Source organism: Geodermatophilus sp. URMC 64, from assembly GCF_053502555.1.
This window is the reverse complement of sequence record NZ_CP199955.1, coordinates 2761368-2786149: the sequence shown is the minus strand read 5'-3', so window position 1 is coordinate 2786149 and position 24782 is coordinate 2761368. Positions and strand designations below refer to the sequence as shown.

General features: G+C 72.5%; 23 protein-coding genes, 1 tRNA gene and 1 pseudogene. 12 read left to right on the top strand and 13 right to left on the bottom strand.

The window, feature by feature from the left end:
- Positions 1 to 124: 124 nt before the first annotated feature.
- Positions 125 to 1096, top strand: a complete 972-nt coding sequence (locus ACWIYF_RS13630; RefSeq protein ID WP_448628674.1) for an aldo/keto reductase — start codon at positions 125 to 127, stop codon at positions 1094 to 1096.
- Positions 1093 to 3024, top strand: a complete 1932-nt coding sequence (locus ACWIYF_RS13625; RefSeq protein ID WP_448628673.1) for an AAA family ATPase — start codon at positions 1093 to 1095, stop codon at positions 3022 to 3024. Before ACWIYF_RS13630 ends, ACWIYF_RS13625 begins: the two co-directional genes overlap by 4 nt.
- On the opposite strand, the gene ACWIYF_RS13620 is transcribed toward ACWIYF_RS13625, so the two are convergent.
- The gene (locus ACWIYF_RS13620) at positions 3021 to 3779 is read right to left on the bottom strand and encodes a DUF2470 domain-containing protein (protein ID WP_448628672.1); all 759 of its coding nucleotides are present in this window, start codon (positions 3777 to 3779) and stop codon (positions 3021 to 3023) included. The genes ACWIYF_RS13625 and ACWIYF_RS13620 overlap by 4 nt on opposite strands.
- A gap of 85 nt (positions 3780 to 3864) precedes the next feature.
- Positions 3865 to 4137, bottom strand: coding sequence for a hypothetical protein (locus ACWIYF_RS13615; RefSeq protein WP_448628671.1), 273 nt, complete (start codon positions 4135 to 4137; stop codon positions 3865 to 3867).
- A gap of 131 nt (positions 4138 to 4268) precedes the next feature.
- Here ACWIYF_RS13615 and ACWIYF_RS13610 point away from each other — a divergent pair, with 131 nt between their 5' ends.
- The 4 genes from ACWIYF_RS13610 (at position 4269) to ACWIYF_RS13595 (ending at position 6722) form a co-directional block, all read left to right on the top strand.
- Positions 4269 to 4472, top strand: a complete 204-nt coding sequence (locus ACWIYF_RS13610; protein ID WP_448628670.1) for a DUF5703 family protein — start codon at positions 4269 to 4271, stop codon at positions 4470 to 4472.
- Between the two features lie 34 nt (positions 4473 to 4506).
- Entirely contained in the window at positions 4507 to 5241 is a 735-nt protein-coding gene (locus tag ACWIYF_RS13605) for an IclR family transcriptional regulator (RefSeq protein WP_448628669.1), read from the top strand.
- A gap of 90 nt (positions 5242 to 5331) precedes the next feature.
- A complete protein-coding gene (locus tag ACWIYF_RS13600) occupies positions 5332 to 5715 on the top strand; it encodes a metal-sulfur cluster assembly factor (protein ID WP_448628668.1) in 384 nt (127 codons plus the stop codon).
- Positions 5712 to 6722: an amidohydrolase family protein gene (locus tag ACWIYF_RS13595; RefSeq protein WP_448628667.1), complete on the top strand. Its 1011-nt coding sequence runs from the start codon at positions 5712 to 5714 to the stop codon at positions 6720 to 6722. Before ACWIYF_RS13600 ends, ACWIYF_RS13595 begins: the two co-directional genes overlap by 4 nt.
- Before the next feature lie 41 nt (positions 6723 to 6763).
- Here the strand turns inward: ACWIYF_RS13595 and ACWIYF_RS13590 are convergent, their stop codons facing one another.
- From ACWIYF_RS13590 to ACWIYF_RS13575, 4 genes are all read right to left on the bottom strand, one after another.
- Complete coding sequence (locus ACWIYF_RS13590) at positions 6764 to 7720, bottom strand: NADPH:quinone oxidoreductase family protein (protein ID WP_448628666.1); 957 nt, start codon at positions 7718 to 7720, stop codon at positions 6764 to 6766.
- A gap of 44 nt (positions 7721 to 7764) precedes the next feature.
- Positions 7765 to 8976, bottom strand: coding sequence for a low temperature requirement protein A (locus ACWIYF_RS13585; RefSeq protein ID WP_448628665.1), 1212 nt, complete (start codon positions 8974 to 8976; stop codon positions 7765 to 7767).
- Positions 8977 to 9166: 190 nt separating this feature from the next.
- On the bottom strand, positions 9167 to 9970 hold the full coding sequence (locus ACWIYF_RS13580; protein ID WP_448628664.1) for an SDR family oxidoreductase: 804 nt from the start codon (positions 9968 to 9970) through the stop codon (positions 9167 to 9169).
- Positions 9971 to 9977: 7 nt separating this feature from the next.
- On the bottom strand, positions 9978 to 11297 hold the full coding sequence (locus ACWIYF_RS13575) for a M20/M25/M40 family metallo-hydrolase (protein ID WP_448628663.1): 1320 nt from the start codon (positions 11295 to 11297) through the stop codon (positions 9978 to 9980).
- A 135-nt stretch (positions 11298 to 11432) separates the two neighbouring features.
- Between ACWIYF_RS13575 and ACWIYF_RS13570 the strand changes: the two genes are divergently transcribed.
- Together ACWIYF_RS13570 and ACWIYF_RS13565 are read left to right on the top strand one after the other, a co-directional pair.
- Positions 11433 to 12464 (top strand): GGDEF domain-containing protein, encoded by a 1032-nt coding sequence (locus ACWIYF_RS13570; RefSeq protein ID WP_448628662.1) that lies wholly within the window; start codon positions 11433 to 11435, stop codon positions 12462 to 12464.
- Positions 12465 to 12561: 97 nt separating this feature from the next.
- Positions 12562 to 12645 (top strand) — tRNA-Leu (locus tag ACWIYF_RS13565).
- A 101-nt stretch (positions 12646 to 12746) separates the two neighbouring features.
- Here ACWIYF_RS13565 and ACWIYF_RS13560 read toward each other — a convergent pair.
- Both ACWIYF_RS13560 and ACWIYF_RS13555 read right to left on the bottom strand, forming a co-directional pair.
- Positions 12747 to 13391 carry a site-specific integrase gene (locus ACWIYF_RS13560; RefSeq protein ID WP_448628661.1) on the bottom strand — a complete coding sequence of 215 codons (645 nt, stop codon included), beginning with the start codon at positions 13389 to 13391 and terminating at the stop codon, positions 12747 to 12749.
- A gap of 567 nt (positions 13392 to 13958) precedes the next feature.
- Positions 13959 to 16721 (bottom strand): LuxR C-terminal-related transcriptional regulator, encoded by a 2763-nt coding sequence (locus ACWIYF_RS13555; RefSeq protein WP_448628660.1) that lies wholly within the window; start codon positions 16719 to 16721, stop codon positions 13959 to 13961.
- 595 nt (positions 16722 to 17316) lie between these two features.
- On the opposite strand from ACWIYF_RS13555, the gene ACWIYF_RS13550 reads away from it, so the two are divergent.
- From ACWIYF_RS13550 to ACWIYF_RS13540, 3 genes and pseudogenes are all read left to right on the top strand, one after another.
- Entirely contained in the window at positions 17317 to 18519 is a 1203-nt protein-coding gene (locus ACWIYF_RS13550; protein WP_448628659.1) for an epoxide hydrolase family protein, read from the top strand.
- Between the two features lie 294 nt (positions 18520 to 18813).
- Positions 18814 to 19416, top strand: coding sequence for a redoxin domain-containing protein (locus ACWIYF_RS13545; RefSeq protein WP_448628658.1), 603 nt, complete (start codon positions 18814 to 18816; stop codon positions 19414 to 19416).
- Positions 19417 to 19453: 37 nt separating this feature from the next.
- A pseudogene (locus tag ACWIYF_RS13540) lies at positions 19454 to 19834 on the top strand (thioredoxin); the annotation flags it as partial.
- 313 nt (positions 19835 to 20147) lie between these two features.
- On the opposite strand, the gene ACWIYF_RS13535 reads toward ACWIYF_RS13540, so the two are convergent.
- The gene (locus ACWIYF_RS13535; protein ID WP_448628657.1) at positions 20148 to 20546 is read right to left on the bottom strand and encodes a tyrosine-type recombinase/integrase; all 399 of its coding nucleotides are present in this window, start codon (positions 20544 to 20546) and stop codon (positions 20148 to 20150) included.
- Positions 20547 to 21127: 581 nt separating this feature from the next.
- Positions 21128 to 21505 (bottom strand): STAS domain-containing protein, encoded by a 378-nt coding sequence (locus tag ACWIYF_RS13530; protein ID WP_448628656.1) that lies wholly within the window; start codon positions 21503 to 21505, stop codon positions 21128 to 21130.
- A gap of 411 nt (positions 21506 to 21916) precedes the next feature.
- Here ACWIYF_RS13530 and ACWIYF_RS13525 point away from each other — a divergent pair, with 411 nt between their 5' ends.
- A complete protein-coding gene (locus tag ACWIYF_RS13525; RefSeq protein WP_448628655.1) occupies positions 21917 to 22189 on the top strand; it encodes a hypothetical protein in 273 nt (90 codons plus the stop codon).
- Between the two features lie 281 nt (positions 22190 to 22470).
- Here ACWIYF_RS13525 and ACWIYF_RS13520 read toward each other — a convergent pair whose 3' ends face one another.
- The 3 genes from ACWIYF_RS13520 to ACWIYF_RS13510 form a co-directional block, all read right to left on the bottom strand.
- Positions 22471 to 23316: a DUF2382 domain-containing protein gene (locus ACWIYF_RS13520; RefSeq protein WP_448628654.1), complete on the bottom strand. Its 846-nt coding sequence runs from the start codon at positions 23314 to 23316 to the stop codon at positions 22471 to 22473.
- 104 nt (positions 23317 to 23420) lie between these two features.
- A complete protein-coding gene (locus ACWIYF_RS13515; RefSeq protein ID WP_448628653.1) occupies positions 23421 to 23756 on the bottom strand; it encodes an STAS domain-containing protein in 336 nt (111 codons plus the stop codon).
- Positions 23757 to 23827: 71 nt separating this feature from the next.
- The gene (locus ACWIYF_RS13510) at positions 23828 to 24598 is read right to left on the bottom strand and encodes a TetR/AcrR family transcriptional regulator (protein ID WP_448628652.1); all 771 of its coding nucleotides are present in this window, start codon (positions 24596 to 24598) and stop codon (positions 23828 to 23830) included.
- Positions 24599 to 24782 lie beyond the last annotated feature (184 nt).

Below are 24782 nucleotides of genomic sequence, written 5' to 3'. Positions count from 1 at the left end.
CGGGCGGGGTTGCGGCAGGCACGGAAGGTCAGGGTAGGCCGCGTCGCTGGGCGACCGGACGCGCCGCTCCGGGGTGGGGACGGTCCCCGGCCGTCGTCCCCCTCCGCCGGTAGGTTGGCGGCTCGTGGAGCAACGGGCGCTCGGGCGCAGCGGCCTGGTCGTCTCCCGGCTGGCGCTGGGGACCATGACCTGGGGCCGGGACACCGACGAGGACGAGGCCGCGATGCAGCTCACCGCCTTCGTCGACGCCGGCGGCACCCTCGTCGACACCGCCGACGTGTACTGCGGCGGCGAGAGCGAGCGCATCGTCGGCCGGCTGCTCTCCGACGTCGTCCCCCGTTCCGACGTGCTGCTCGCGACCAAGGCGGTGGGCCGGACGGCGGAGGGGCCGATGGGCCGCGGCGCCTCCCGCGGGCACCTGCTGGCCGCGCTCGACGCCTCCCTGGAGCGGCTCGGCGTCGACCACGTCGACCTCTGGCAGCTGCACGCCTGGGACGAGACCACCCCGCTGGAGGAGACCCTCGCCGCCTGCGACGTCGCCGTGTCCAGCGGGCGGGTCCGCTACGTCGGCGTGAGCAACTTCACCGGCTGGCAGACCGCGCAGGCCGCCACCTGGCAGCGGGCCTGGCCCGGCCGCACGCCGCTGGTGAGCACCCAGGTGGAGTACTCGCTGCTGCAGCGCGGGGTCGAGCGCGAGGTGGTGCCGGCGGCCGAGGCGCTGGGGCTGGGCGTGCTGGCCTGGTCGCCGCTGGGCCGCGGCCTGCTGACCGGCAAGTACCGGCACAGCACGCCGACGGAGTCGCGCGGCGCCTCCCCGCAGTGGCAGGGGTTCATCGACGGGCTGCGCTCGGCGACGTCCGACCGGATCGTCGAGGCGGTGATCACCGCCGCCGAAGGCCTGGGCACCACCCCGCTCGCGGTGGCGCTGGCCTGGGTGCGCGACCGCCCGGGCGTCGTCGCCGCGGTCGTCGGCGCGCGGACGGCGCACCAGCTGCAGGCCTCGCTGGACGCCGAGGGCGTCCGGCTGCCCGCGGCGATCCGCACCGCGCTCGAGGACGTCTCCGCCCCGCCGTTCGGGTACCCCGAGCGCCGATGAGCAGCCCTCCCAACCAGGTCTTCGCCGCCTTCTGCGCCGCCGGGCTGTGGCCCGGCCTGGGCAAGCGGACGGCGGCCGAGCTGCCCGGGGCGGGCATCACCGGTCCGGACGACGTCACCGCCGACCGGCTGATGAAGCTGCCCCGGGTCGGCCGGCAGCGCGCCGAGCGGCTGTTCTCCAGCTTCCTGGCCGCTGCGCCGGCCTACGAGGTGGTCGGCCTGCTCCTCGGCGCCGGGCTCGAGGCGAAGCTGGCCTCCGGCGTCACCGACGCCCTCGGCCCGGACGCCGGCCGCCGGCTGCGCGACGACCCGTGGGCGCTGCTCGGCCTGCCGGGCGTCAGCCTGACCGACGCCGACCGGCTGGCGATCGCGATCCTGCCGGGGGCGAACCGGCAGGACTCCCGCCGCGGCCGGGCGATCGTCGCGCAGACCCTGCGGACGGCGACCCGCGACGGGCACACCGTCCTGCCCGCCGACCTGGTCGTGGCCGCGCTGCGGGCCGAGGGCATCACCGACCCGGCGGCCGCGGTGGTCGCCGCGGTGGAGTCGGGCGAGGTGCTCGAGCACGAGCCGCCGCTCGACCCGGAGTCCGACGAGGAGCCCGACCCGGCGCTGCGGATGCTGTCGCTGGCCCGGTACGGGATGGCCGAGGAGGCGGTGGCCGAGAACGTGCAGCGGCTGATGGCCACCGCGGAGCGGATCGCCGACCCGGCATCGGTGCGCACCGTGGCCAAGGGCTTGGACGAGCAGCAGAAGAAGTCGGTCGCCCAGGTGCTCGGCGCCGGGGTCTCGCTGCTCACCGGCGGTCCGGGGACCGGCAAGAGCCGGACGGTGGCCGCGATCGTGCAGCTGCTGCGCGCCAAGGGCAGCGAGGTCGCGCTGGCCGCGCCCACCGGCCGGGCGGCCAAGCGGCTGGAGGAGCTCACCGACCACCCGGCGGTGACCGTGCACCGGCTGCTCGGCGCCCAGGGCACCACCGGCGGGTTCGCGCGCAACGAGGAGTGGCCGCTCGACGCCGACGTGGTGGTGGTCGACGAGGCCTCGATGCTCGACGTCGAGCTCACCGCGGCGCTGCTGGAGGGCTGCCAGGACGGCACCCACCTGCTCCTGGTCGGCGACCCGGCGCAGCTGCCCTCGATCGGGCCCGGCCACGTGCTCGGCGACCTCATCGACTCCGGCGTCGTCCCGGTGACCGAGCTGACCACGCTCTACCGGCAGGCCGAGGGCGGGGCGATCGCCCGGCTGGCGACGGCGGTGCGCGGCGGCGAGCTGCCGCCGGTGGACTCGCCGGACCGCGAGGTCGTCGTTGTCCCGGCGGCCGGGTCGGCGGAGGCGTCCCGGCGGGTGGTGCAGCTGGTGACCGACTCGATCCCACGGGCGCTGGGCATCGACCCCGGCTCGGTGCAGGTGGTCACGCCGGTGCACCGCGGCCCGGCCGGCACGATCGAGCTGAACAAGGCGCTCAAGGCGAAGCTCAATCCCGGCGACGGCGCGGTGTTCGGCTTCGACCCCGGCGACCGGGTGGTGGCCACCGCCAACCACCTGGACCTCGAGCCGATCGGCTTCGCCAACGGCGAGGTCGGCGTGGTCACCGGCACCGGCGAGGGATCGCTGGACGTCGCGTTCGCGTCCGGGCCGGTGACGTGCACGGGCCAGGCGCTGTTCGACCTGCGGCACGGGTGGGCGATCACCGTGCACCGGGCGCAGGGCTCGGAGTGGCCGGGCGTGGTCGTCGTCCTGCCGCCGGAGGCCGGCGGGATGCTGTCGCGGCCGCTGGTCTACACGGCGCTGACCCGCGCGCAGCAGCACCTGTCCATCGTGCACGCCACCGGCGCGGCGCTGGCGCGGGCGGTGCGCGAGGTCGACGTCCGGCCGCGGCGCACCCGGCTGGCGACGCTGCTGGCCGAGGCGGTGGAGGCGGACGACTAGCGGCCGGCCAGCGCGCGCATGGCGGCGCCGAGCTGGCCGGGGCAGGTCAGCGGCCGCGGGAAGGCCAGCCGCACGTCGCGGTGCCCGACCGGCCGCTCGATGCGCAGCCGCAGGCCGAAGCGGTCCAGGCCGAGGGGGCGGACGACGTCGTGCGGGCCGACGTCCCCCGGCGCCAGCCGGACGGTCAGCTGCGCGAGGAACTCCGGGTGGTCGGCGTCGAGGTGGGCCAGCGTGGCCGCCTCGATGCCGGTGAGCGGATCCGGCGCCGCGCCGGCGAACTCCTCCGGGCCGACCTCGGTCACGGCGTACCCGTCGCGCAGCACCACCTCGGCCAGGTCCAGCCGCAGCAGGGTCGCGGTCCGGCCGACGTCGAGCAGGGCCGCCACGGGCCGCACGTCGGCGAAGGCGAGCAGCGCCGGGCGCACGTCCCGGTCGGGCAGCGGGGTGGCCCAGCCGGAGAGCCACAGCTGCGCGCGCACCGGCCGGCGCAGCGGCACCGGAGCCCGGTCGCTGAGCATCAGCAGGGCGGTCAGGTCCCGCTGCGGCGCCGCCGCCACCGCGGTGGCCAGCGGCCCGTCGGCCGGCACGACCAGCAGCACCCGGCCGTCGGCGGTCACGGCGTGGGCCAGCGGCAGGTGGGCCTCGATGCCGGCCGCGCAGACCGTGGCACCCGCCGCGGCGGCGACCGTGCGGGCGCGCTCCGCGGGGCCGGGGCGGACCGCGCGCGCGGTCGCGGGCTCGGGACGGGTGGTCATGGCGGCCCCTCCGGGAGTGAAGTTAGGACAGCCTAACCAAACTCACGGCGACGGAGGAAGGGCCGCTCGAACGCCGGTCAGCGGATCAGGTCAGGACGTCGTCCTCGTCGACCGGCACGTCGGCCTCCTGCTCCAGGACGTCGGCGTCGTTCGCCTCCCGGTCCCCCACCGGCCGCGGCGGGCCGCCGGCCTCTCCCGGCCGGGCGGCGAGCTGCTGCTCGAGCGCGTCGGCCTCGGGCACGTCCTCCGGCGGGGCGCTGGCGTCACCGGCCAGCGCCACGGCCGGCGGATCGAGGAGTGCCTCCTGCTCGGCGCGGTCGGCGTCGGGCACGTCGCTGATCGGGCCGGGCTCGGTCACGTCGTCCTCCTCGGATCGGGTGGCGGGACGGTCTCATCGTGCCGCCCGGCACCCCGCCCGGCAGGGCCGGGGTACGGCCGGCAGGTGACAGACAGGTGACGCCCCGGCGTCCGCAGGGCACAATCGGGCGCGTGGAGGCGGTCGCGGAGTGGGAGTTCGCGCCGCTGCGGATCCCGGCGGGCACGTCCCGATCCGCAGCGGCGACCATGCTGAGCCTGCAGGCCGAGACCGGCGGCTGGGAGCTCGCCCGTCTCCAGCTGCACGCCGACGGCACCCGCAAGGTGATCATGCGGCGCCGATCGCGGCTGTCCTACCTGCCCAAGCCGGTCATCTGACATCCTCTGCCCCACGCCGCGAGAGGAGCGGGCCGTGGGCGCAGCACCGGGGCAGCCGACGCTCATCCAGTCGGTGCAGCGGGCCCTGCGGCTGCTGGAGATCATCGCCGAGCACGGCGGGCGGGCCCGCGCCAAGGAGGTCGCCCGCGCGGCCGGGCTCCCCCTCGCCACCACGTACCACCTGCTGCGCACCTGCGCCCACGAGGGCTGGCTGCAGCGGCTCGACGACGGCTCCTACGTGCTCGGGCACCGGATCGACGTCGTCCGCCGGCACGGCACGGCGGCCCGCGGCGTCGCGCTCGCCCGGCCGGCCCTCGAGTGGCTGCGCGACGAGCTCGGCGGCGCGGTCTACCTGGGCCGCTACGTCGACGGGGAGATCGTCGTCGCGGAGATCGTCGACGGCCCCCGCGCGCCGCGGATCGACCTGTGGGTCGGCGTGCACGACGCCGGGCACGCCACCGCCCTCGGCAAGAGCATCCTCGGCCAGCTGCCCGCGGCCGACCGCGACGAGTACTTCAGCCGGCACCCGCTGCACGACCTGACGCCGCGCACCGTCGTCGACCGCCGCCGCCTGCGGCTGCCCCCGGCCGGGGACGTCGCGGTGGACGACGGCGAGTACGCCGTCGGCGTCGCCTGCCTGGCCGCGGCGGTGGCCACCCCGGACGGCGTCGGCGCGGTCGCCGTCGTCACCTCCCCCGGCGTCCGGGAGGGCCGGCGCACCCTGCTGACCGGCGCCGGCCGGGTGTCGCGCGCGCTGGTCCTGGCCTGAGCACGGGCTTTCCGTACCGAAAGCCCCGGTTCGCCGCCATCTGAAATCCGGCCCCTTCCGTCCGGGCCGGCGCGGTTCCACCATGCCGCCATGACGTCCGCACCGGCGCCGGAGTGGGCGGTGCGCGCCCTCTCCGGCGTGTACGACCCGTGCTGCCGCGAGAAGGGCATCTCGGTCGTCGACATGGGGCTGCTCCGGTCGGTCACCGTCCACGACCGGCACGCCCGCGTGGAGCTGCTGCTGACCTCGGGCTGGTGCCCGTTCGCCGCCCGCGTGCTCACCGACGTCGAGGAGGCGATCGGCGCCTCCCCCGACGTCGACTCCTGCGAGGTCGAGATCGTCTGGGACGAGGCCTGGACCACCGACCGCCTCTCGGAGAGCGCCCGCCGCACGCTCCGCTTCCTGCCCGACCCGGTCGCCGTCCGCGACCGGGACGCCTATCGCGCCACCCACCTGCCAGGAGGCTCCTCATGATCGGCGACGCGTTCGTCTTCGACGGGGTCGCGCACCCGTTCAACTTCACGGCGAAGAACGCCTACGGGCCGCCGGGGCAGCTGTTCGCCAACCACCTCTACGCCTTCCACGCCACGCTCACGCCGGAGAACGCGACCCACCTGTCGCAGGACGAGTTCCTCAAGGAGTGGACGCCGTCCGACATCCGGCAGATGGTCTACGACGAGTCCGACACCGACATGCTCGTGGCGATGCCGCTGCCGCTCACCGACCTGTTCCGCGACGGCCTGTCCCCCTGGGAGACCTGCACCGAGCTGGCCGCCCGCGACCCCGACCGGACGATCTTCTGGGGCTCGGTCAACCCGCTCGAGGGGCGCAAGGCGATCGACCTCATGGAGCGGCAGGTCGGCGAGTTCGGCGCCAGGGCGTTCAAGTTCTACAACGTGCGCTACGACTACGGCTCGCCGTTCCCGTGGCGGATGGACGACCCGCAGGTCGCCTTCCCGATCTTCGAGAAGGCCCAGGAGCTGGGGGTCAACCTGATCGGGGTGCACAAGGGCGTGCCGCTGGGCCCGCAGCCGGTCGAGGCGACCCAGACCTGGGACATGGACGGCGCGGCGGCCAACTTCCCCGACATCAACTTCGTGATCTTCCACGTCGGCCTGCCGTTCATCGACGAGACCTGCTGGCAGCTGATCCGGTTCCCGAACCTGTACGCCTCCCTCGCGGCGACGATCAACTTCGTCGTCCGGGCGCCGCGGATGTTCGCCGAGATCCTCGGCAAGCTGCTGTTCTGGTGCGGCGAGGACAAGATCGTCTACGGGTCGGAGGCGCCGATCTTCCACCCGCAGTGGGCGCTGCGGGCGTTCATGGACTTCTCCATCCCGCAGGATCTGTGCGAGGGCTACGGGTATCCGCAGCTCACCGACCAGGCCAAGCGGAAGATCCTCGGCGAGAACCTGCTGCGGCTGCACGGCATGGACGTCGAGGCCACCAAGGCCCGCCTCGGCCGCCCCCAGGCCCACTGAAGGAGTGCGGGGAGCGAGGTCTCCTCGCCCCCCGCACTCCGCTACGGGACGAGGACGACCTTGCCGACGGTGTTGCGGTCGGCGAGGGCCTTGAGCGCCTGCGGCGCCTCCTCCAGCGGCAGCGCCTGGCTGACCAGCGGGTCGATGTGGCCCTCGCTCCAGAGCCGGTCGAGCTCCTCGTGCACCATGCCGAACAGCGCCGGGTCGAACTTGCGGTACAGCCCCCAGTGCAGGCCGACGACGCTGTAGTTCTTCACCAGCACGTGGTTGGCCGGCGCCTCGGGGATGCGGCCGCTGGTGAAGCCGACGACGAGCAGCCGGCCCTCGAAGGCGATGCACTTGCGGCTCTTGTCGAAGACGTCGCCGCCGACCGGGTCGTAGATGACGTCGGCGCCCTTGCCGCCGGTGACGTCCTTGACCACCTGCACGAAGTCCTCGGAGGTGTAGTCGACGGCGTGGTCGGCGCCGAGGTCCCGGCACACCTGGACCTTGCGCTCACCGCCCGCGGTCGCGATCACCGTGGCCCCGGCGGCCTTGCCCAGCTGGATGGCCGCCGAGCCGACGCCGCCCGCGCCGGCGTGCACGAGCAGCACCTCGCCGGACCTCAGCTGCGCGCGGCGGTGCAGACCGACCCAGCCGGTCTGGTAGGTCAGGTACAGCGCGGCGGCCTTCTCGTCGGGCATGCCCTCGGGCACGGGGAACGCCATGGCGGCGTCCATCAGCGCGTACTCGCCGAAGGCACCGGGCCCCCCGGACGGCGAGCCGAGCACCCGCTGCCCGGTGTCCACGATCTCCCCGCACAGCTCGATGCCGGGCGTGTACGGCAGCGGCGGGCGCTCCTGGTAGGTGCCCTGCGCCATCAGGACGTCGGGGAAGTTCAGCGCCGCCGCACGCACCTTGACCAGCACCTGGCCCTCACCGGGCGTGGGCCGGTCGACCTCGTCGAGGGACATGACGTCGGAGGGGTCGCCGAGCTGGTGTACCCGCCATGCACGCATGCCCCGACCCTGCCAGATCCGCGGTGACCGCCGTCACCCGGTCCTCAGCGCTCACCCCGCGCCAGGACCTCGTCCTGGTGGCGGTGGCCGAGGGTCTCGTACCCGACGACGGTGACCCACGGGGTCAGCGCCAGCACCACGAGGCACCAGGCGAGCGACACCCCCGCCGAGGCGAGGACCACCGACGCCAGCACGACGGCCGCCGAGCCGGCCAGCAGGAGCAGGTGGAAGGGGTCGAACGTGCGGGTGAGCCGGTCGTACACGGCGTAGATCGACGCGACGTAGACGGCGACCGGCACCGCCACGGTCAGCACGGTGCCCGTCGTCCCGAGGACGCTGTGGTGCTCCAGCCGGAGGGCCGCGGCGTGCAGCCCGGCGCCGACCGCGACGAGCGACGCGAAGACGACGATGTGCCCGTAGCCCCAGCCGAAGCTGCGCCGCCGGTGCCGGGCCAGCAGCCGCCCGCAGGGCAGCACGAAGTAGGTCCACCACAGCCCGAAGGTCAGCGCCGTCCCGGCCAGCCCGAGGACGACGACGTCGACCGTCCAGCCCGGCCCCTCCGGCCCGATCACCGCGGCGATCGCCACCGTCGTCCCGAGCAGCCCCTCCCCCAGCGCGATGATCACCAGGAGCCCGTACCGCTCGGCGATGTGGTGCGGGTGCCAGGGGGTGCCGCCCTTGCCGAACTCGGCGACCACCGGCCCGATGAGCTCGACCAGGACCAGCAGCGCCACCCACAGGAAGGTGACGCCCAGGGAGGTCTGCGCGACCAGCAGCGCGATCCAGCCGACCTGCGCGACGGAGATCGCGGTGGCGTAGGTCAGGCAGGCGCTGCGCCGGTCCGGGTCCTGCCGGGCCGCGCGCAGCCACTGGAAGACCATGGCGGCCCGCATGACCACGTAGCCGGCCACCATGACGGCGTTGTTGACGACCGCGCCGTCGTGGATCGAGGCGAACATCGCCGGCAGCCCGAGCGCGAAGATCAGCACGCCGAGCATCTGCACCATCGTGGCCAGCCGGAACACCCAGTCGTCGGTGTCGTACGCCGAGGCGAACCAGGTGAAGTTGATCCAGGCCCAGGCGATCCCGAACGCCGCGAAGGAGAACCCGGCCAGACCGGCCCCGACCGAGCCCTCGGCCAGCAGGTGCGCCAGCTCGTTCGCCGCCGTCCCGTAGGCGATGACGAAGGTCAGGTCGAACAGCAGCTCCAGCGGGGTCGCGGCGCGGTGCGGCTGCTGCGGGTCGCGCCCGCGCATGCGGATCCGCGGTGGACCTGCGCCTCGGCCATGGCGCAGTCTTCCGCGCGCGCCTCCCCCGGGACCACCCCTAGGACCAGCCCCGGCACCACCGCGGGGATCAGCTCAGCTGATCAGCGGAGGTCCTGGCTCACGTCCGGACGTGAGCCAGGACGCGTTCCGGTGATCCCAGCTGATCGTGGCCGGGCGGTCAGCGCATGGACGGCGGGCGCAGCGCCTCGGGGACGACGGCGGTCTCGCCGGTCGCCGTCTTCGCGGACGGGACGCCCTTGAACTTGTAGGGCACCGCGCCGATGCCCGGCTGCACGATGTACGCCGCGCCCGGCTCGCCGGAGGCCCAGGCGGCGATCATCGCGTCGGCGACCTCGTCGGCGGTGAGCACCGGGAAGCCGGCCTTCTCGAACTCCTCCCGGATGGGGTCGATGATCGCCGTGTCGGCGAAGCCGGGGCAGATCGCGGTGATGGTGATGTTCTGGCCGGCGAGCCGCGGCGCCATCGAGCGCACGAAGGCCACCGCGCCGCCCTTGGCCACGCTGTAGCCCGGGTCGGTCGCCATCGGCGAGAGGCCGGCCAGCGACGCGGTGACGACGATCGAGCCACCACCGGCCCGCTGCAGCGCCGGCAGCGCCGCCTCGGCGCCGTAGACCACGCCGAACAGGTCGACGTCCACGACCTTGAGGAAGCTGTCCATGTCGAGCAGCTGGTCGGACTCGAACCCGGCGATGCCGGCGTTGAGGAAGACCGCGTCCAGCCGGCCGTGCTCGGCCTCCACCTGCTCCACCACGGCGCGGTTGGCCGCCCGGTCGGTGACGTCGAGCGGGAGGAAGCTCGCCCCGAGGTCCGCGGCGACGGACCGGTTGCGCTCGCTGTCGAGGTCGGTGAGGACGACGGTCACCTCGCGCTCGCGCAGCTTCGCCGCGAGGGCGCGGCCGAAGCCGCCGGTCCCTCCGGTGATCAGCGCGACGGAGCCGGGGCCTGGTGTGCGAGAGGTCACCCCCGCATCATGCAGCCCGGAGGAACCGGTCGAGCACCCGGATGCCGAACTGCAGCGACTCCACCGGCACGCGTTCGTCGATGCCGTGGAACAGCGAGGCGAAGTCGAGGTCGGCGGGCAGCCGCAGCGGCGAGAACCCGAAGCAGCGCATGCCGAGCCGCTCGAAGCTCTTGGCGTCGGTGCCGCCGCTCATGGTGAACGGCACCGGCCGCGCGGCGTCGTCCTCGGCCTTCAGCGCGGCGACCATCTGGTCGACGAGCGGGCCGTCGAACGTCGTCTCGACGGCCTGGTCGTGGACGATCCACTCGCGCTGGACCCCCTCGCCGATCAGCGCGGCGAGCTGGCGCTCGAACTCCTCCTCCTGGCCGTAGAGGAAGCGGCCGTCGACGGTGGCGCTGGCCGAGCCGGGGATGACGTTGGCCTTGTAGCCGGCGTCGAGCATGGTCGGGTTGACGGTGTTGCGCAGCGCCGCGCCGATCATTCGGGCGATGCTGCCGAGCCGGGCGAGGGCCACCTCGGGCTCGGCGGGGTCGATCTCGACGCCGTAGGCGTCGCTGACCGCGTCGAGGAACGCCCGCATCGGCGGGGTGAGCGTCAGCGGGAAGCGGTGCGCCCCCAGCCGCGCCACCGCCTCGCAGAGCCGGGTGACGGCGTTGTCGTCGTGCACGAACGAGCCGTGGCCGGGCCTGCCGCCGGCGGTCAGCCGCATCCAGGCCAGGCCCTTCTCGGCCGTCTGCACGAGGTAGAGGCGCAGGTCGTCGCGGACGGTGATGGAGAAGCCGCCGACCTCGCTGATCGCCTCGGTGCAGCCCTCGAACAGGTCGGGGTGCTCCTCGACGAGGAACCGAGCGCCGAGCCGGCCGCCGGCCTCCTCGTCGGCGACGTAGGCGAGCACGATGTCGCGCGGCGGCCGGACGCCGGTGCGGGCCCACTCGCGCACGAGCGCCAGCACCATGGCGTCCATGTCCTTCATGTCGACCGCGCCGCGGCCCCACACGTAGCCGTCGCGCTCCTCGCCGGAGAAGGGATGCACGCTCCACTCGGCCGGGTCGGCGGGGACGACGTCGAGGTGGCCGTGCACCAGCAGCGCCGGGCGGGCGCGGTCGGCGCCGGGGATGCGGGCGACCAGGCTGGCCCGGCCGCGCTCGGACTCGTGGATGACCGACTCGATGCCGACCTCGTCCAGCTTGCCCGCGACCCACTCGGCGGCCGTCCGCTCCCCCGCGCTGGTGGCGGTGTCGCCGGTGTTGGTCGTGTCGATGCGGATGAGCTCGGAGAGGAGCTCGGCGACCTCGGCCTGGGCCTGGGTGGGAACGGGGCTGCTCACCGGTCGAGCGTAGGTCTGACGGGATCGCGGCGCGGACGGCGGGCGGCGTTCGGGCCGGGTCGGCCGCAGCGACACCCGAGAGGGTGAAGCGGGCTCGTCCCCGTTCCCGTCCCTGCCGATGGCCAAGATGTGAGGATGCCCACCGCTCTGCGGGCCCGCGACCCGCGCGCTGCCGCACGCAGCGCGCGGCTCGTCCTCGCCGTCTGCACCGTCGTCTTCGCCGGCCTGACCGTGATCCAGCAGGCCGGCTTCACGCCGCTGGCGGTGGGGGTCTCCTGGGTCACCGTCGCCGGCCTGTCCTGCGCCGCGCTCGTCTTCCACGCGGCGGACCCGGACCGGCTCGACCGCATCGGCGCCGGTCCGGCCATCGCGGTCGTGGGCATCCTGCTCGTCTGCCTGCTGAACCTGCTGACCCGTGACACGTCGGCGGCCGCGCAGGCATTCCTCGCGTTCCCGCTGATCTGGGCCGCCTCCCACCTGCGTACCGGCGCGATCGCGCTGGTCACCGGGACGGCCGTCCTGGTGGACGGCGTCATCCTCTTCGTCCTGCTGCCGGCCGAGGCCGCGGTGGCCGACGCAGCCCTCTTCGGTGCGGTGCTCGTGGTCATCGCGGTGATGCTCAACCGCGCCGGGACCACGCAGGAGCGGCTGGTCGCGGCCCTGCAGGAGCAGGCGACGATCGACTCGCTGACCGGGCTGGTGAACCGCCGGGTCTTCGACGGCGCCCTGGAGACGGCGGTGACCTCATCGGTGGCCGGCGGCACCGGGCTGGTGCTCATCGACGTCGACGCGTTCAAGATGATCAACGACTCCTACGGCCATCCCGTCGGCGACGACGTCCTCGTGCATCTGGCCCGGGTGCTGCGCCGGCAGGTCCGGGCCGACGACGCCGTGCTCTCCCGGCTGGGCGGAGACGAGCTCGCCGTCCTGCTGCCCGGCTGCAGCGCGGACGTGGCCGCCCGCCGCGCCGAGGAGCTGCTGGCCGCGGTGCGCGCCGAGCCGCTGGTGCTGGCCGACGGCACGGTGCTGGCGCTGTCGATCAGCGTGGGCGTCGCGCACCTGCCGCGGTCCGCGCAGGACCTGCGGGCGCTCTACTCGGCAGCCGACGCCGCCCTCTACGAGGCCAAGCGCGCAGGCCGGGGCCGGGTGGCGGTGGCGGCCGGCTGACCACGGCCGGGTCCCCACGGGGCTGCGATGCCGGCCCGGAAGGGAGGAAGGGGTGCGCCGGACCGGGCGGGCGGTCGGGTACTCTGATCCCGCACTCGTCCGGGTGGCGGAATGGCAGACGCGCTAGCTTGAGGTGCTAGTGCCCGTATAGGGCGTGGGGGTTCAAGTCCCCCCTCGGACACTCGATCGCCCCGGTGTTCCTGCTGGCCAGGAGCCCGGGGCGAAGTCGTGTCGGCCACCGGAACGGGCTCGTGATACCGCCGTGATACTTCGCGCGGTTTGTCAGCCCCGCAGCAGCGCCGCGAACCGGTCGGCGGCCTGCCGCCCCATGCCGGGGTGGACGTGCTGGTAGACGGTCAGCGTGATGGTCGCGCTGGCGTGGCCGAGACGCTCAGAGACCACCTTCACCGGCTCGCCGGCGGCCAGCAGGAGCGTCGCGTGGGTGTGGCGGAGATCGTGGAGCCGGACCCTCGGCAGCTCGTCCTCCCCCAGCGCCCTGCGCGCCTGGACCACGTGCTCGACGAAACGGCGCGAGTACCGCTCGGGGTGCCGAGGCGTCCCGTCCAGGTTGCCGAGGACCAGCGCGGTGTCCCGAACGAGCTCGAGCGTCAGCGAGCCACGGGTCGCCCGGTAGGCGCGGAGTGCGGCGACCGTGTCCGCGTCGATGTCGACCACGCGCGCCTGGCCGGTCTTCGTCGGCCCCTCGACGAGTTGTTCGCCGGCGCCCTTCGTCTTCACTGTGCCGAGGCTGCGCCGAACCTGCAGCCGACCAGTAGCGAGATCCACGTCGCGCCAGCGCAGCGCGAGCGCCTCGCCGCGCCGCATTCCTGTCGCGGCCAGTAGGCGCCGCCCCATCGCCTGGTCCGGGTCCCTGGCCTCCGCCCAGCGCAGGAAACGCACGAGCTCGCCGGCCGTCCGGGCCTGCATCTCCGGAGGCCGGGCCTCTGAAGGGCTCGGCGGCGTCCCTGGCTCGGCGCTCATCTGAAGACACGTGCTGGAGCCCCAGTTCCAGACGACGACGGTCGCCACGGAGGTGTCGCGGATTCAGAACAACCGGACCTCGACTCGGCCCTGTTCGCGCTGATCAGGAGATCTGATTGCCAGAACGGGCCACGTGCCCATAGGCCCGGCCAGGGTCGGTCACCACGGTCCCGCCAGGCCGTGACGTCGAGGCGTCAGCCTCTTCGGCGGTCAGAGGAGCACGAGGGCCAGGGCTTCCTACGGCAAGATGGACATAGATGATGCTGTCGGCTGGGTCATATGTATTCACAGCCAACTCCCTTTGTCGGCGGCTTGTTGCACCGCTTCCCGGTGCGTGCATGACCGTCGCGCCCCCAGCGGTCGCGTCGCACCCGGCGTTGTACGGGTTGGGTGCCTGGCCGGGTCCCTGGGTCCCTGGGTCCTGTCGGATACCTGCTCAGAGGACGGCCTGGCGTCTGTCTCGGCCGTTGGCCCGGGCGGCCGCTGATGGCCGAACGGAGCCGGCCGCTCACGTCAGGCCGGCAACTCGTGCGTCTCGGCACCGGCCAGCGCATTGGCCAACCCCATGCGAGAACGAATGCCGAGTTTCATGTACACGTTGCGCAGGTGCCATTCCACAGTCCGCGGGCTGAGGAAGAGCCGGGCACCGATCTCAGGGTTCGACAGGCCATCGCAAGCGAGTCGCGCGATCTGCCGCTCCTGGGCGGTCAGAGCGGCGCGCGTCTCGACCGTCCGCTTCTCCACCTTTTCACCCGTTGCGTGAAGCTCTCTCCGTGCGCGCTCGGCGAATGCTTCCATGCCGATCGCGGTGAACATGTGGTGCGCCGTGCGCAGCTGGTCTCGCGCGTCGGTCCGGCGGCTCGCGCGACGCAGCCACTCGCCATACAGCAGGTGGGCGCGGGCAAGCTCCGGACGCAGCGGCGTGCGGCTGAACCTCGTGATGGCCTCGCGGTAGAGCGCGTCGGCGGCCTCCCCGTCGCTCAGCAGCGCTCGGCAGCGCGCCTCCATGCCCAGCGCGAATTCGGTGCCGCAGGGTTGCGTCGTCTCGGCCAATCGCTCGAGCGCATCGCGGGCAAGCTCTCTGTCCCCCAAGCGGGCGGCCGCCTCGACGAGATCAGGCAACACCCACCCGAGCATCCAGTGGTTGAGGGCTCCTGCGATGGCTCGTTGCGCGGCCGCTGCCGCCTCCTCATAGCGGGCGAGCCCGTTGTACAGGACCGCGGCCGCCCAGTGCGCCCGAGCAGCCGTAGATCCCTGTCCACCGAATCGCTCAATCGCTGCCGCTATAACTGCGGAGGCTTCCCCCTCCCGCCCCTGCAGTGCCCGGAGCCTGACTAGGACGTAGGGCGGGAAGTTGATCCCCGTCGCCGCCGCCACGCTGTCGACCTCCGCGATGAGCGAGGCGGCACCGGCGAAGTCGCCGGTCCAGGTGACTGACATGGCCTGGTACGACAGGTGCATAGGGAGCTCCGCCAGTGCGCCGGCGTCGCGGAGGATCTGGACCTGTCGGGCGGCGGTGGCGTACCAGCCCTCGAAGTCCCACACGGCGCACCTAGCGCCGTTGGCCATCCAGCCCCACCGCAGGACGTCCTCCGCAGGCATATCCACAAGCGCTTGCATCGCCCGCCGCAATGTCGGCGCCGCGACGGCGTGCCCCTCGGTGATCAGCAGGGCGAGACCATCGAGCAGGACGTCCAGGGGACGCGGAGCGCGCGGCGCAGGCAGCGCGCGCACTGCGCCGCAGATCTCCAGCAGGACGTCCCGTGCGGCCAGGTCCTCGGACATCCCCGCCGCACCCCAGGCGGTCAGATAGGTTTCACGAGCGAGATCGATATCCAACGACTCGAGCCGCCTCGCTGCCCTCAGCAGCAACCGCGGAGCATCGCTCCAGTGAACATCGGCCAACGCCACGCGGGCTCGCACCAGGTCTCCCTGCGCTCGCTGGATCTCTTCGAGCGGCCCGGTCTCCGCCGCGGCCACCAGCCCGAGTGCCGCGTCGAACGCGCCGGCTTGCAAGCTCGCCTGGGCTGCGGCCAGCGCGCGATCCGCCCGCCTGGCCGGATCCTTCGTCAGCGCCACGGCGCGCTGGAGGAACGCCGCCGCGGCAGCGAGCCCACCGCGCGCCTGCGCCCGCCCGGCCGAGCGCTCGAGTTCCAGGGCGACCTGCTCGTCCGGTCCCGTTGCAGCGGCGGCGAGATGCCACGCCCGGCGGTCCGGGTCGACCTGCTCATCGGTCGCCTCGGCCAACGCCGAGTGAACTGCCCGGCGATCCTTCACCGCCGCCGATCTGTACACCGCTGAGCGCACCAACGGATGCCGGAACGTCACCCGGTGGCCGATCGTCAGCAAGCCCTCCACCACTGCGTCCTCCGCCGCCTCCGGACGGATCCAGAGCCGCTCGCACGCTCGCCACAGCAGTAGCGGGTCGCCGACCGGCTCGGCTGCCGCGACCAGCAGCAGTCGCCGTGTTTCATCGGGCAGCGCCTCGAGTCGTCGGAGGAAGCTCTCCTCGATCCGTCCGGTCAGCGTCTGGGCGTCCAGCAGCCCGAAGCCGCCCGCGAGCTGCGTAGCCGTCAATCCTCGCGGCAACTCCAGCAAAGCCAGCGGGTTCCCCCTCGTCTCCGCGACGATCCGGTCCCGGACCCGCTCATCCATCCTGAACCGCACTGCAGAGTTCAGCAGCGCGCGAGCGTCGCCGTTGTGCACCCCGTGGACCTCCAGGACGGGCACATCGCGAAGCGCGTCTCCCGGCTCGCGTGCGGCGAACACGATCCCGACCCGCTCGGCCAGCAAGCGACGGGCGACGAAAGCCAGCGTGAGCGCGGACGTCTGATCCAGCCACTGTGCGTCATCGACGACACACAGCAGCGGACGCTGCTCGGACACAGCCGCGAACAGGCTCAATACCGCCAACCCGACGAAGAATCGATCCGGGGCTGGACCAGCGCTCAGACCGAACACGATCTCGATGGCCTGCCGTTGCGGGGTCGGGAGCCTCTCGAGTCGGTCGAGCATTGGTCCGCACAGCTGATGCAGACTGGCGTAGGCCAGCTCCATGTCGGACTCCACCCCAACCGCCCGTACCACGGTCAGGTCCGACGCCGACGGGATCAGGTCGTCAAGGAGTGCCGTCTTTCCCATTCCGGCCTCGCCCCGCAGCACCAGCGACCGGCTTTCGCCGCGACGGATCGCCGCGACGAAGTCGTCCAGCAGCGCGCACTCGCTCGCCCGGCCACGGAGGCCGGTCCGCGAACCCTCGGGGACGGAATTCTTCATCGCCAGCAACTGGTCGGAGAGGAATTGAACGATTGACCGCCAAGTGCATCGATCTCTCGGCTGAAAGGCCTCCCCAGGGCACGTTCGCCGCGAGGACCCAGCCTACCGTCGGTGGCTGCCCGGGGAATGCCCTGCTTCCCGCCAAGTAGCCGACGTCACGGCCAGTCGTCCTTCGGGGGTCCCTAGGGCCGTGAGCGCGCCCCGTCTGAACGTCTCGCCGTCGGGAGGCGAACCTTCTCGTCGCCGAGCGGCTCGCCGGCCTGACGATGCGCGGTGCGGGCGTCCTTCCGACCCCGGAGAAGTCCTACGGCGAAGCCTCGGGCCAGAGTAGTAGGACGGATCTATCGCGCACGCAGGGACTCCAGCGCCGGAGCCGTCGCCGCGCCTTCATGAAATTGGCAGCCGCAGGCAGCCATCCGCCGATGCTGGATCGAATCCCTGGCAGCGGCGCCGGCGCCGGCGCGAGCGACGGACCCAGGGCGCAACCCAGGGTGCCGCCCCAGGGTCCAAGCCAGGGTCTCCCCTGGCGCGCCTTCTGACCCGGCCGACCCAGTCTTCGTGTCACCACACCCCGCCCTGATTCAGGAGGACCCAGATGACTGCAACGACCGAGATTTCGGGCGACACAGCGGTGCGACCGTTCACGATCGATGTCCCCGAAGCACACCTCGAGGACCTGCGTGCGCGCGTCGTGGCCACGCGCTGGCCGGAGAAGGAAACCGTCGACGACCAGTCGCAGGGTCCACAGCTCGCCACCATGCGCGCCCTCGCGGACTACTGGACCACCGAGTACGACTGGCGCAGGTGCGAGGCGCGAATGAATTCCTACCCGCAGTTCCTCACCGAGATCGACGGCCTGGACATCCATTTCCTCCACGCACGGTCCCCGCACGACGATGCGCTGCCGCTGATCGTCTCGCACGGGTGGCCCGGCTCCATCGTCGAGCAGCTGAAGATCCTCGAGCCGCTGACCAACCCCACCGCCCATGGCGGGCAGGCATCGGATGCCTTCCACGTGGTGGTCCCCTCCATGCCCGGCTACGGCTACTCCGGCAAGCCGACCACCACCGGCTGGGGCCCCGAGCGTATCGCGCGTGCCTGGGCCGAGCTCATGAAGCGCCTCGGCTACGACCGATACGCCGCCCAGGGCGGCGACTGGGGCGGACAAATAGTCGATCTGATGGGCGCACAGGCACCTGAGGGGTTGATCGGCATCCACACCAACTTCCCGGGTGCTGTTCGAGACGACGTCACAGCGGCGGTCGTGTCGGGCGGCCCGCCGCCGCCCGATCTCGGTGACGAGGGAACACGCCTCTACGAGAAGCTGAGGGACTTCTGGGCGACCGACGTCGCCTATGCGCTTGAGCTCGGGACCCATCCGCAGACGCTCTACGGACTTGCGGATTCACCTGTCGGCTTGGCCGCATGGATGCTCGACCACGACTCGACCAGCATGGCGCTGATCGCCCGTGTCTTCCACGGTCAGCGCGAGGGCCTGTCCCGAGACGACGTGCTCGACAACATCACCCACTACTGGTTGACGAACACCGGGATCTCTTCGGGACGTCTCTATTGGGAGAACAAGCTGTCCTTCTTCGGCCCGAAGGGCGTCTCCGTTCCGGTAGCGGTGAGCGTGTTCCCTGACGAGCTCTACCAGGTGCCGCGGAGCTGGGCCGAGCAGGCCTATCCCAACCTCATCCACTACAACCGGCTGCCCGTGGGCGGGCACTTCGCAGCGTGGGAACAGCCGGAGCTCTTCGTGGATGAGGTCCGCACGGGCCTCCGGTCCCTTCGCTAGAGACCGGGTTCGAACGTTCTCTCGATGAACACATCGTTCGGCCAGGCGACCGAGTGGCTCACGGTGAGCCACTCGGTCGCCCCGAGTCGTACCGACACACGCCGTTGCTCGTGCGCCCTCCCTGCCCCTGCACAGAGCCGTACCACCGGGAGCCGGGGCCACGCACCCGGTATCCGCCCGAAGTGTCCGACCCCGGTCGACGCGGTGCTCGTCTCCCGGCCCGCCTAGCAACCGCACATCCACTGATGACCGGCCCGACGGCCGGCTTCGGCATCCAGTCAATGGAAGGCACCCATGAGCGCACAACCGCCCGTGCCTGCCGGGCTGCACACAGTCTCGCCCCGGCTGCCCGTCGAGGGTGAACTCCGTTCCTTCAGCGGCGCGACGGGGTGGCTCAATTCGCCCCCGCTGACCGTGGCCGCGCTGCGCGGGAAGGTCGTCCTGGTCAACTTCTGGACCCACACCTGCATCAACTGGCTACGGCAGCTTCCCTATCTCCGCGCGTGGCGCGAGAGGTACTCCGGCCAAGGGTTGGTGATAGTCGGCGTACACACGCCAGAGTTCGGCTTCGAGAGCAACGTCGACAACGTCGACCGGGCAGTGCGGGAGATGAGAACCGAGTACCCGGTCGCACTCGACAGCAACTACGCGGTCTGGCGCGCATTCGGCAACCACTACTGGCCGGCTCTCTATTTCGGCGACGCCGAGGGGCGGATCCGACACCATCACTTCGGGGAAGGCGAGTACCAGCAGTCGGAGATGATCCTTCAACAGCTCTCGGTCGAGACTGGATCCACCGACGCGGGCCACGAACTTGTATCGGTCGAGGCCCACGGTGCTGAGGTGGCCGCCGACTGGGCCAACCTGAGGTCGCCACGAGAACTACACCGGGCATGAGCGCACTCGAAACTTCGCGAACGCTCGCGACGCTGCGCCGGGCAGACGCCACATCGACACGGCCCCTGAGGCGCTGAGGCGCAATCAGTGGGCCCTGTCCGGCAACTGGACGGTGGCGGACCAAGCCACCATGCTCAGTGCAGCCATGGGGCGGATCGTCTACCGCTTCCACGCCCGTGATCTCCATCTCGTCATGGGACCGATGGCGGCCGGCGCGTCCGCTCGTTTCCAGGTGCTCATCGACGGACAACCGCCGGGCGAAGCGCGCGGGGACGATGTCGACGAGCACGGCAACGGGATCGTGACCGATTCGCGCCTCTACCAGCTCATCCGGCAGCCCGGTCCGGTCACCAATCGAACCTTCGAAATCACGTTCCTCGATGCCGCTGTTCAGGTTTACGCGTTCACCTTTGGCTGAACCTCCGCGGGCCGACAGGGCCCCTCAGAGATTGACCTGCGCCGCCACAAGAGAACCGGCTGGCGCCGGCGCACGAGCGGTAGGTGGCTCGGCGGCTAATACCCTGATCACGTGGCCTAGAAGCAGGCGCCAGGCCTCGAACGACGTGGTCCCCGCCGAAGTCCCCCTCTTGTCCGGACCCGGTTCGTGATACTCCGCGTGATACTGCCTGCGGCGCATTCGGGTGTATCTGGATGCAGATTGGGGCCAGGCGGAGCCGCTACCAGAAGGAAAAATCGCAGCTCAGGGCATCTCAACGCATCTGGATGGCTAGCTACAGACAGGAGTTCAAGTCCCCTCTCGGGCACTCGATCACCCCGATGCTCCTGCTGGTCAGGAGCCCGAGGGAGCTCCCCGGGTGGACGTGCTGGTGGACGGTGAGCGTGATCATGGCGCCGGCGTGGCCGAGCCGCTCCGACACGACCTTGACCGGCACCCCGTCGGCGAGCAGCAGCGTGGCGTGCGTGTGGCGCAGGTCGTGCAGCCGGATCGCCGGCAGCTGATCCTCCCCCAGGGCCCTGCGAGCCTGGCCGACCTGCTCGGTGAAGCGGCGGGAGAATCCCTCCGGGTGCCGGTAGCCGCCGTCGAGGTCACTGATCACCGGCGCGGAATCGCGCAGGACGTCCACGGTCAGCATGCCCCGGGTCGTGCGGTCGGCGCGCAGCGCGGCCACGGTTCGGGCGTCGAGTTCGACGACCCGCGACCGGCCGCTCTAGGTGGAGCCCTCGACCAGCCGCTCGCCGGCGCCCTCGTCCCTGACCACGCCGACGCTGCGGCGCACCGCGAGCCTGCCCGCTTTCACGATCGACGTCGCGCCGGCGCAGGACCAGCGCCTCGCCGCGCCGCATGCCGGTCGCGGCCAGCAGCCGCCAGGCCATCGCCAGATGGGGGTCGCGTGCCTCCCGGCGAGGTGCTCGTGTCCAGCACGGTGAAGGACCTCGTCGCGGGGAAGGTCTGCGCTTCCGCGAGCGGGGACTCACCCCGCTGAAGGGGGTGCCCGGCCAGTGGCAGCTCCACCTCCTGGAGGCCCGGGCGTGACGTCGGCGGCCCTCGCCGCGGGCCGGACGGGCCGCCGTCCTGGCATGGCACCGGCGGGAATGGACCGGCTCGGTGGCTGGGTGGCGTCTCCACGGCTTGGCGCGAAAGCCGGACCGGGGCGACGTCGGCCCAGGCGGTCGACCAGAGGCGCGGCAGGACGGAGCAGGGCCGCCGACGACTGACAACGCCTGGTGGCGGAGTCGCGCCGGATCGTCTCTACCGCGCGTCGCCGGAGACGGTGAACAGGTCGATCAGCCCGGTGACCTCCAGCGGCCGGGTGACCGGACGGGTGGTGGCGATCAGCCGCAGCGGGATGCCGCGGGCGTCGGCCGACGTCTGCGTCTGCACGAGCAGGGCCAGGCCGGCCGAGCCGAGGAACCGCACCCCGCGCAGATCGAGCACCAGCTCCGAGGGGTGCCGCTCCAGCTCGGTGTCCACGACCGACCGCAGCATCGGGGCGGTGTAGGCGTCCACCTCTCCGACCACCGACACGGTGACCTCGCCGTCCTGGCCGATCTGGGTGGTCAGGGTCAGCGCATCATCGTTGAACTCCTCGATCGCACTGGTCCCGGTGGGCGGGCCAGATGTGGTCACCGCGGACGCTGCTCTCCGGCGACCGTTCGGGATGCGGGAGCCGCCGGTGCGCATTCGCTGCTGCATGCCGGTCTTTCGGCGGCGGTATGCCGTTCGGATGCAGCCGGTCGCAGGACGCCGCACTGCGGCCTGCCCGACTGGGTGTTCGCGGTAGCCGCCTTCGACGCGTGAGCCGGTCTCGTGACGTGAGGCCATGCTCGCCGGCCGCGATGACATGGACACGGGTCGCGGTACCGGACGGTCCGGGGGCCGACTGACCGCGGCCGGCCGGGGAGGGCCAGGATGGCCGCGTGACGTCGAAGCCGTGGCGGTCGTGGCCGGCGGTGACCGGCCCGGCCGCAGTGGAGGTCCTCCGACGAATCCGTGTCCGGATCGACGCGGCCCGGCTGCTCGACGCGGATGGGCATCGGCATGCCCGCCCCTGACCGGTCGGCGACGCCGGACCCGATGCCCGCGCCGATGCCGCTCTCCGATGACGTGCTGGCTCGGGCGCACCGCCGAATCGGTGAGCACCTGCACGAGGTGGAGGAGCAGCTGCTCGACGTCGCCGACGCCGTCGATGGCTCCGGCCTGGACGGGCCGTCGACGCGGCAGCGGGCCCGGGCCATGTCCGCCGACGCGGACCGACAGCTGGCGCGGGCCGACGAGCTGGATGGTCGCCCGACCACCGACCCGGGGCCGTAGCGGGCCTGCCCGAACGGGGCTGGGACGACCCACGTCCGGGGGCCCCCGGGCGTTCTCCAGATCGTCCGTGTGCGGGTCCGGGCGCTCTCGGGGTCGGGCACGTCCTCGGCGTCTGCGAGCATGCGCCGCTCGACCGAGTGCTCGGCCCGAGCGATGCGCCGGTGGGAGTCGGCGAGCCGGTCGGCGTCCACCGTTCGGACCCTGACGGCCTCTTCCCGGCTCGGCGAACACCGACGGCGTCGGCCGGCCCGCGTCCCCTCGGGACGCGGGCCGGCCGTTGGTCAGCGCCGGTCGGTGTCGGCGCCCTCGACCTCGATCTGCTCCTGGCGCACGTCGGCGGAGACGGTCTCCTGGTCGGTCACGGTCTCCTTGTCCAGGCGGACCCGCTCGACCGGAACGGCCTCCTTCTCCACCACGGGCCGCTCGGCGCGCAGGGTGACCTCGTGCTCCTCCTCGCTGATCGCCGGGCCGTCCATCGCGGCGCCCACGTTGGCCTCGGTGATCGGCTCGCGCTCGACCCGGACCTCCTCGCGGGACACCGGCACCGTCTCGGTCACGTTCTCGCTGACCACGTACTTGCGCAGCCGGGCGCGGCCCACCTCCTCCGAGCGGGTGCCCACGTTGAGCCGCTCCTCCGAGCGGGTCATCGCGTCGTCCGTGGTCGGGCCGGAGGTGTCGTGCCCGACGGTGCCCGGGGCGTCGGTGTCGGTGTAGCCGGCCCGGCCGGTGTCGCTCATGCCGGTGGTCGCCATGCCCGTCGTCGACTCGGTGGTCGTGTCCGTCGTCCGGTAGCTGTCCTGGCCGGCGCCCGAGCCGACGCCCAGGCCGTAGTAGCGGTAGAGCTCCTGCTCCTCCTGCGGCGACAGGTGGCCCTCGGTGTCGATCTTCGGCGCGTCCTTGACCCGGTCCTTGCTGACCGGTACGCGCAGGCCGTCGTCGGTCAGGTCGGCGTCCCGGATCGGGACGAAGGACTCCTTGGTGCCGAACAGGCCGGTGCGCACCGTCACCCACTCCGGCTGGCCGCTCTCGTCGTCGAGGTAGACCTCGGAGGCCGAGCCGATCTTCTGTCCGGACTCGTCGTAGACGTCCTTGCCGACCACCCGGCTGATGCTGTCCGTGCTGATCATGTGCCCTCCCGGCATCGATGGGTATCTGCCGACGCGCTCCTGCGACGGACCGGCGACCCAGCGACTACCCGGTGCTTTACAACGTAAACTGCCGATCGGTGACGTCAGTCGATGACGTCGAACAGCTCGTCGAGGCGGGCCACGCGCAGCACCTGCAGCGTGGCCTTCGACGGCCGCCGCAACACCGGCCGGTGGCCCGCCGAGCGAGCCGGTTCGGTCAGCTGGATGAGCGCCCGCACACCGACGGAGTTGAGGAAGGTGACGTCCGCTGCGTCGATGACGTCGATGCGTTCCCGGTGCCGCACGGCGGCCCCCGTGTCCGCCTCGAACGCCGTCACCACGGCCGTGTCGATCTCGCCGCGCAGGTGCAGGACGCACCTGCCGTCCTCGGTCAGGAGGCGAATCTCACCCGTCGGGCGCAGCGGCGAGCTCGAGGACATGCGGCTCCGTCCCAGCGGCTGAGGGTCGTGTACAGCGTAAACCGACCCTGCGGACACAGGCCGCCATCCGGCTAGGGCCGGCGTCGCGACTCCCGCAGCTCCCGGCCGAGCCGGTCGAGCAGGTTCTCCAGTGCCTCCTCGAACTCGGCGGCCGACTCGTCCTCGCTGAGCAGCGACTCCAGCCGCACGACCGAGGGGTAGGAGCTGAGGTCGGCGTCCCCCTCGCCGGCCGGCTCGGTGTCGTCGCGCGAGCTGATCGGGACGCCGCGCTGCGACACCTCCAGGAGCAGGTGCCCGAGCAGGAAGCTGGTGTAGGCGCGATAGGCAGCCACGGCCATCCCGTCGGAGAAGCCGTGGGTGGTCATAGTGCTCAGGAAGCTCTCCACCCAGCGCAGGCTGCGCAGCGGCGGGCGGATCCACGGCGCCGCCGGCGGCCGGGTGGCGACGAGCGGGAACACGGCCGGGTGCGCCAGCGCGATCCGCCGGACGCCGTGCGCCAGGCGCTGCAGGTAGTCCTGCCAGCCGTGCGAGGCCTCGAGGTGCACGTCCGGGTCGCCGTAGAGCTCGGCCACGACGGTCTCGACCACGCCGTCGAGCAGCTGCTCCCGGCTGGGGACGTACCGGTACAGGGCCATCGCCTCGACGCCGAGGTGCGCGCCGAGCCGCCGCATGCTCAGCGCGTCGATGCCGTGCTCGTCGATGAACTCCACGGCCGCACCCAGCACCCGGCGCCGGTCGAGGGTGCCGCGCGCCGACCCGCGCGACGCCGACGGCACCACCATCGCCGCTCCCCCACGCGCCTCGGGCTCGTCCGGGTCGACCGGCGCACCGCTGTCGCTCACCCCACGCCTCCCTTTCCCGGTCACCCGCGGCGGCCCCCGTTCGAGCATCCCCGTGCGCCGGCGGATCGGCGACACCGCCGCTCGATCGGGTGGCGGCCGGTGCGCCGTTCGAGCCGAGCGCGACCGCGCCTGGTGTCGAGAGCCGTGGCGCTGCGCGGTCCGGGACTCGCTGCGCTCGTGCGGC